The 6,876-nt window shown below is 71.6% G+C and carries 7 protein-coding genes; 2 read left to right on the top strand and 5 right to left on the bottom strand.

What is annotated here, in order from left to right; all coding sequences use genetic code 11:
• From AC2H6A_RS16785 to AC2H6A_RS16765, 5 genes are all read right to left on the bottom strand, one after another.
• A partial coding sequence (locus AC2H6A_RS16785) for an FAD binding domain-containing protein (RefSeq protein WP_484274861.1) occupies positions 1 to 683 on the bottom strand: 683 nt, incomplete at its 3' end.
• Positions 680 to 1,189 carry a nucleoside deaminase gene (locus tag AC2H6A_RS16780; RefSeq protein ID WP_484274860.1) on the bottom strand — a complete coding sequence of 170 codons (510 nt, stop codon included), beginning with the start codon at positions 1,187 to 1,189 and terminating at the stop codon, positions 680 to 682. The genes AC2H6A_RS16780 and AC2H6A_RS16785, both read right to left, overlap by 4 nt.
• Positions 1,182 to 1,952 (bottom strand): ABC transporter permease, encoded by a 771-nt coding sequence (locus AC2H6A_RS16775; RefSeq protein ID WP_484274859.1) that lies wholly within the window; start codon positions 1,950 to 1,952, stop codon positions 1,182 to 1,184. Before AC2H6A_RS16775 ends, AC2H6A_RS16780 begins: the two co-directional genes overlap by 8 nt.
• On the bottom strand, positions 1,949 to 2,782 hold the full coding sequence (locus AC2H6A_RS16770) for an ABC transporter ATP-binding protein (RefSeq protein ID WP_484274858.1): 834 nt from the start codon (positions 2,780 to 2,782) through the stop codon (positions 1,949 to 1,951). Before AC2H6A_RS16770 ends, AC2H6A_RS16775 begins: the two co-directional genes overlap by 4 nt.
• On the bottom strand, positions 2,779 to 3,777 hold the full coding sequence (locus tag AC2H6A_RS16765) for an ABC transporter substrate-binding protein (protein WP_484274857.1): 999 nt from the start codon (positions 3,775 to 3,777) through the stop codon (positions 2,779 to 2,781). The genes AC2H6A_RS16770 and AC2H6A_RS16765 overlap by 4 nt, the downstream gene beginning before the upstream one ends.
• 385 nt (positions 3,778 to 4,162) lie before the next feature.
• Here AC2H6A_RS16765 and AC2H6A_RS16760 point away from each other — a divergent pair, with 385 nt between their 5' ends.
• Together AC2H6A_RS16760 and AC2H6A_RS16755 are read left to right on the top strand one after the other, a co-directional pair.
• Positions 4,163 to 5,521 (top strand): DEAD/DEAH box helicase, encoded by a 1,359-nt coding sequence (locus AC2H6A_RS16760; protein WP_484274856.1) that lies wholly within the window; start codon positions 4,163 to 4,165, stop codon positions 5,519 to 5,521.
• Positions 5,518 to 6,876: TIGR03862 family flavoprotein (locus AC2H6A_RS16755; RefSeq protein ID WP_484274855.1), on the top strand; the 1,359-nt coding region annotated here is incomplete at its 3' end. The genes AC2H6A_RS16760 and AC2H6A_RS16755, both read left to right, overlap by 4 nt.

Raw genomic sequence — 6,876 nt, 5'->3', positions numbered from 1 at the left:
CGCACCGGCAGGCCGGCGCCGCCGGCCGCCAGACGCCAGCCCGGCGCGAGGGCCGCGTCAGCCGCGTCGGCTGCGTCGTCGGGGGGCAAGCCCCTGGCCATGGCCAGGCTCCATCGGGTGGGGCTGAAGGCGAGCCGCCCGCCGAGCTTTTCGAAGCGCCAGTCGGCCGCGGCCCCTGCGCGCACCCGCAGCGCCACCAGCAGGGGCAGCCGAGGCAGCGCGAGCACCTCGCTCAGGGACTGCCACTGATCCCGGGCGTCGAGCACCTGCGCGTCGAGCGCGAGCAGGGCGCCGATGGCATCGCCGAAGCGCCAGCCGAGGTTGCCGCCGAGCGTGCCCAGACGACGCAGGGCGAGCGAGCCAATCCGGTCGCAGGCCGCGGCAAGCAGCGGCGCATGCGCGCGCACCAGCGCGTGGCTGCGCACTGCCTCGAGGCTGTCGGCCGCGCCCAGGCGCAGCCAGGGGCCGTCCCGCGAGATGCCGATGCTGCCGGCGCAGGCGGCTACCGGGATGAGGGTCTGCGGCGCGGGCGCGCCACCGGCCGTCCAGGCGAGTTGCAGCGCGGTGGCGCCGCCCGCGAAGACCGCGCTGCCACCGGCCGCATTCCAGGCACGCTGGGCATCGGCCGGACGGCGGTGCGGGCTCAGCGCGAAGTCAGGCGGGGTCGGCGCAAGCAGGCTCATTGGCGCGGGCGCTCGCGCCAGAAGGCGCGCTGCAGGGCGAGCACCTCGTCGCGCACCTCGGCCACCGGACCGATCAGCCGCACCGGCTTCTGGCCGCGGGCGAAGACATCGGCAGCCGGCAGGTCGAGCGTGGGATTCTCGGGATGGTCGAGCGTGGCCGCGAGCAGGTCGCGCTCGGTCATGCCGAACACCACCGTGCCGATGTGCGCCCAGTAGGCGGTGCCGGCGCACATGCAGCAGGGCTCCACCGAGGTGTAGAGCGCGCACTGCCACAGGAAGGCCGGGCTGTACTGCTCGGCGGCGCGCCGCACCAGGGTCGACTCGGCGTGGTTCACCGTGTCGACATTGCCCTGGGTCATCAGCACGGTGCGCTGATCGGGCCCGACCAGCAGCGCGCCGAAGGGATGATGGCCGGCGGCCGTGGCCGCCCGGCCGACCTCGTTGGCGGCGCGCAGATGCGCGATCAACAGGTCTTGCGGGGGGGCGGGGGGCAGGGTGTCAGTCATGGGCCGTGATGCTCCACGGGAACCAGCGCCGCTGCAACCACACGATCAGGCCGTACAGGCTCAGGCTGCTGCCCACCAGCAGGGCAAGCGCCGCGAAGGCGGTGGGGATCTTGAAGGTCGAGGTGGTGAACAGGATGAGATAGCCCAGACCGCGCTCGGCGGCCACGAACTCGGCCACCACCGCGCCGATCACCGCCAGCGTGATCGCCACCTTGAGCGCCGAGAAGATGTAGGGCACGGCAAACGGCATGCGCACCTGCAGGTACTCCCGTGAACGCGGCGCGCGCAGTGAACGCGAGAGCTCGAGCATTTCGGGCGGCACCGCGGCCAGGCCGGTGGCGATGCCGATCACCAGCGGGAAGAAGGCGATCAGGGTGGTGATCACCACCCTGGGCAGATGGCCCGCACCCAGGGTGACCACGATGATCGGCGCCACCGCGATGATCGGCGTGGACTGGATCACGATCAGCCAGGGCAACAGGATGCGCGAGAGCAGCCGCGAGCTGGTGATCGCCACCGCCAGCACGAAGGCCAGCACGATCGCCACCGCATAACCGGCCAGGGCTACGCCGAGCGTGGCCATCAGGTGCTCCAGCCAGCGCGCCACGCCGATCTCGCCGACTGCGCCCAGCACCGCGCTGGGCGCCGGCAGCACGAATACCGGCACCTTGAACAGCCGGCAGCCGGTCTCCCAGAGCAGCAGCACGCCGAGGAAGGCGAGCAGCGAGGCAAAGCGCATGCCCAGCGAGGCGATCAGGTTCATGAGGCTGCCTTGGCCGGCCGCGAGAACACCGAGCGGCGGATGTCGTCGACCAGCGCGTGCAGCACCGGATCGGAGAGGGTCTCGAGTCCGCGCGGCCGACGGATCGGCACCTCGATGATGCGTTCCACGCGGCCCGGGCGCGGGCTCATCACCACGATACGGTCGGACAGCAGCACCGCCTCCTGGATGGAGTGGGTCACGAAGACCACGGTCTTGGGGCGTTCGCTCCAGATGCGCAGCAGCTCGACGCTCATCTCGTCTCGGGTGAGCGCATCGAGCGCCGAGAAGGGCTCATCCATGAGCAGGATGTCGGGGTCATGCAGCAGCGATCGTGCGATCGCCACCCGCTGCTGCATGCCGCCGGAGAGCTCGGCCGGCAGCCGGCCCGCGAAATCGCCAAGGCCGACGGTGTGGATCAGCTCGCGTGCGCGCTCGCGGTCGCGCTCGTCGACACGACCGTGCTTGTGGCGCATCGGGAAGAGCACATTCGCGGTGACATCGAGCCAGGGCAGCAGGGTGGGTCGCTGGAAGACCACGCCGATCTCGTCGCGCGGCTCGGTCACCGGCGCGCCGAAGATCGACACCTGGCCGCTGGCCGGCTTCAGCAGGCCGGCCACCAGCCTCAGGATGGTCGACTTGCCGCAGCCCGAGGGGCCGATCACCGACACGAACTCGTGCCGGCGCAGCGTCAGGTCGACAGCCTGCAGCGCGGTCACCTGGCCGCCACCGCGGGTCTGGAACACATGGCCGACGCCGGCCAGTTCGATGACCGGCGGCCCGGCGCGCGCGGCCTCGGCCATGCCGCCTTGCGCCTGCGCGCCGCCGCTCATTTCGGCAGGAATCGGCGGTCGACCATGGCTTCCGGATTGACCTTGGCCAGGGGGTAGTTCATGGCCCGCGCCACCCAGCTCCAGGTGGTGGCCAGCAGCCTGGGTTCGAAGGCGCCCATGCCGTCCTTGCGCGAGACCTCGTTCTGGATCAGCGGGATCGACGAGCGCATTTCGGCGGCGGCCATCTTCACATCCATCTCGGGCACCATCGACTTCAGATCGGCGGCTGCGGCATCGGGGTTGGCCACCGCGAACTGGATGCCGCGGGCCAGCGCCTTCAGGAATCGGCGCAGAACCTCCGGCCGCTCGCGGATGGTCTTGTCGGAGGCCATCACGCTCCAGCCATAGCCGTCCAGGCCATAGGCCGACCACGGCAGCACCTCGAGCTCCTTGCCGGCTTGCCCCAGCACGCGATCGAACAGCGGACCCACGGTCACCCAGTTGATGGTGGCATCGACCTTGCCCTGCGCGAGCAGCGGGGCGAGCGTGCTCGGGTCGACCTTGAGCAGCTTGACCTGCGCGGGGTCGATGCCCAGGGTCTGCAGCATCACCGGCCAAAGGGCGTTCGACGACGAGAAGGTGGCGGTGGCGATGGTCTTGCCGGCGACATCCTTGAGGCTGCGGATCGGCCCGCCCTTGACGGTGAACAGCGCGTCGGGTTCCTTGCAGTAGATCGACATCACCGCCTTGACCGGGGCGTTGGACTCGGCCACCGCGGTCATGAGCGCGGGCAGGCCACCCACGCCGATGTCGGCCGCGCCGGTGGCCAGCTTGGTCACGGCGTCGGAGGAGCCGCGGCCCGAGACCACGGTCACATCCAGTCCTTCGGCGCTGAAGAAGCCCTGCTTCACCGCCGCGTAGATGCCGGCCTTGTCGCCCCCGGGTACCCAGTCGAGCTGGAAGACCACCTTGTCAGGGGTCTGGGCCTGGACGGCGGTGGTGCCCAGGCCGAGGCAGGCGAGGGCGAGCGAGGCAAGCTGTCGACGGGTGATCATGGCATCGGCTCCGGGAAATCGGGAAACGGTCGGGCTGCCGGCTGGCGCCCCGTCAGCCCTAAGCACGGCCCATGCCATGAGCGCCGAGCCGCCGCGTGGCTGTGCGACAGCACCCGCTCGCACCGTGATCGGGCGCCAAGGCTGCGTTCTGGGGCGTCATTCACACGGCTGGCGCACCACCTGAAAAAGGGCTATGATCATGGGTTGCCTTTTTCACAGGCAACTTTTCCATCGCCCCCGACCTTTCCCCCGCAGCGCTTGCTGGCGCCGCGGGCTGGCATTGCGGCTTTCCGGTTGGCGTCGATGTTCCACGCCAGCCCGTGCCTAGCCGCACGGCATTACCGCCCCGCTCGCAACGCCCGTGGCGGCCTGAAAGGTCTTTTCCATGAGTTTTTCCGATCTCGGCCTTGACGCCGGCATTCTGTCGGCGGTGACCGCCGCCGGCTACACCGATCCCACACCCGTGCAGCGCGAAGCGATTCCCGCGGCGCTGTCGGGTGCTGATCTCCTGGTGTCCTCGCACACCGGCAGCGGCAAGACCGCCGCCTTCATGCTGCCCGCGCTGCAGCGTCTGCTGCAGCCCTCGGCCACCCGTGGTCGGGGTCCGCGGGTGCTGGTGCTCACGCCTACCCGCGAGCTGGCGCTGCAGGTCAACAAGGCAGCGCTCGACTACGGTCGCGGCCTGCGCCAGGTGCGAACCGCGGCGCTGGTCGGTGGCAGCTCCTACGCGCTGCAGTTGCGGGCGCTGGAGCGCCCCCTCGATGTGGTGGTGGCCACCCCCGGCCGCCTGATCGACCACATCGAGCGCGGCCGCATCGACCTCTCGCGGGTGGAAGTGCTGATCCTCGACGAGGCCGACCGCATGCTCGACATGGGCTTCGTCGATGATGTCGAGACCATCGTCGCGCGCACCCCGGCCACCCGTCAGACCATGCTGTTCTCGGCCACGCTCGAGGGCGTGGTGGGCGATCTGGCCCGGCGCCTGACCCGCGACGCCCGCCGCATCGAAGTCGCCACCTCGGGTGAACAGCAGGCCAAGGTCGAGCAGATCGTGCTCTATGCCGATGACCTTGCTCACAAGTCGAAGCTGCTCGATGCGCTGCTGCGCGATCCGTCCATGACCCAGTGCGTGGTCTTCGCTGCCACCAAGATGGCGGCCGAGCAGATCTCGCTGCAGCTCGAGGAGAGCGGTTTCAGCGCCGCGCCCCTGCATGGCGACATGCACCAGGGCCAGCGCAACCGCACGCTGCGCGGTCTGCGCGAGGGCCGCACCCGGGTGCTGGTGGCCACCGATGTGGCCGCGCGCGGCATCGATGTGGCCGGCATCTCGCATGTCATCAACTTCGATTCGCCGCGCCAGGCTGAAGACTATGTGCACCGCATCGGCCGTACCGGCCGGGCCGGGCGCACCGGTACCGCGGTCACCCTCATGGGCCACCATGAGCGTCATCGTGCCCGCGACATCGAGCGCTACACCGGTCAGCCGCTGCGCATCGAGACCATCGCCGGCCTCGAGCCACGGCGTCGGCCGGCCAAGCCGGCCTGGGTGCCGGGCAAGCCCGGCCATGGCGGCCGGCCGGGTTATGGCGCGAAGCACGGCGCGGATCACGCCGCCGGCCGTGGCGAGGGTTACGGCCACGGCCCGGCCCGGGGCGGACCCGGCGCCGGGCCGGGTTCGCGCGGTCCGGGGCGTCCTGGCGGTTCGGGGCAGGGCCGTCCGCCGGTCCACGCGCGCTCGCGATGAGTATTGCCGCCCCTGACCCGGCCGCCTCGCCACCGCGGGTGGCGGTGGTTGGTGGCGGTCCGGCCGGCCTGATGGCCGCCGAGGTGCTTGCCGGGGGCGGCTGTGCGGTCGAACTCTTCGACGCCATGCCCTCGGTGGGCCGCAAGTTCCTGCTCGCCGGCCGCGGCGGCCTGAACATCACCCACGCCGAGGATGAGTCACGGCTGCGTCGGCGCTACGGCGCTGCCAGCGACTGGCTGGAGCCGGCGCTGCAGGTCTTCGGCCCGCGCCGTCTGCGAGAATGGGTGCATGCCCTGGGCATCGACACCTTCGTCGGCAGTTCGGGACGGGTGTTTCCCGAAGGCATGAAGTCGGCGCCCCTGCTGCGCGCCTGGCTGCACCGCCTGCGCGGCCAGGGCGTGCGGCTGCGCATGCGCCATCGCTGGACCGGCTTCGAGGATGGCGCATCCGCATCCGTCGCCGGCGCGTCCCGCCAACTCGGCTTCGACACGCCCGAGGGCCATCGGGTCGATGCCTTCGACGCGGTGGTGCTCGCCCTGGGCGGCGCGAGCTGGTCACGCCTGGGGTCCGACGGCCGCTGGTGGCCGCTGCTGGCCGACCGTGGCGTGCCGCTCGCGCCCCTGCAGCCGGCCAACTGCGGCTTCGACGCGGCCTGGTCGGCGCACTTCTCGCCGCGCTTTGCTGGCGCGCCGGTGAAGTCGGTGGCCGCGGCATCCGCTGCCGACGCGCCGATGCGTCAGGGCGAATTCGTGGTCACCGCCACCGGCGTCGAGGGCAGCCTGGTGTATGCGCTCGCCGCCGAGCTCCGGGATCGCATCCTGGCCGAGGGCTCGGCCACGCTCTGGCTCGATCTGCTGCCCGATCGCTCGCGCGAGCGGGTGCAGGCCGAGCTCGACCGGCCGCGCGGCGCGCGATCGCTGAGCAATCACTGGCGGGCCCGGCTCGGCCTCACCGGCGTGAAGGCCGGCCTGCTGCGCGAGTGCGCGCCGGCCGGGGCGCTGGCCGATCCCGCCGCCTGCGCCGCGCTGATCAAGGCGCTGCCGCTGCGTCTGCTGGCGCCACGCCCGATCGACGAGGCGATCAGCAGCGCCGGGGGGGTGCGTCGCGAGGCCTGCGGCCCGGGTCTCATGCTCGATGCATCGCCTGGCGTGTTCTGCGCCGGCGAGATGCTCGACTGGGAGGCGCCCACCGGCGGCTATCTTCTCACCGCCTGCCTGGCCACCGGCCGGCTCGCCGGCGAGGGGGCGCTGCAATGGCTCGCCGGTCGGGCCGGCGACGCGCCGGCGCCGACCGGGCGGCAGCGGATCGCCCTGCCCGCGGAGCCCCTGGCCGACGATGGGCTCGCGCATAATCCC

Source organism: Quisquiliibacterium sp. (assembly GCF_982640115.1).
The sequence above is the reverse complement of the archived record's forward strand: the minus strand, read 5'-3'. Positions and strand labels throughout refer to the sequence as shown.

What these genes read in the sequence shown, in the direction of transcription:
- AC2H6A_RS16765 (WP_484274857.1), bottom strand. Translation starts at nt 3,777, where the DNA reads ATGATCACCCGTCGACAGCTTGCCTCGCTCGCCCTCGCCTGCCTCGGC.
- AC2H6A_RS16770 (WP_484274858.1), bottom strand. Translation starts at nt 2,782, where the DNA reads ATGAGCGGCGGCGCGCAGGCGCAAGGCGGCATGGCCGAGGCCGCGCGC.
- AC2H6A_RS16760 (WP_484274856.1), top strand. Translation starts at nt 4,163, where the DNA reads ATGAGTTTTTCCGATCTCGGCCTTGACGCCGGCATTCTGTCGGCGGTG.
- AC2H6A_RS16775 (WP_484274859.1), bottom strand. Translation starts at nt 1,952, where the DNA reads ATGAACCTGATCGCCTCGCTGGGCATGCGCTTTGCCTCGCTGCTCGCC.
- AC2H6A_RS16780 (WP_484274860.1), bottom strand. Translation starts at nt 1,189, where the DNA reads ATGACTGACACCCTGCCCCCCGCCCCCCCGCAAGACCTGTTGATCGCG.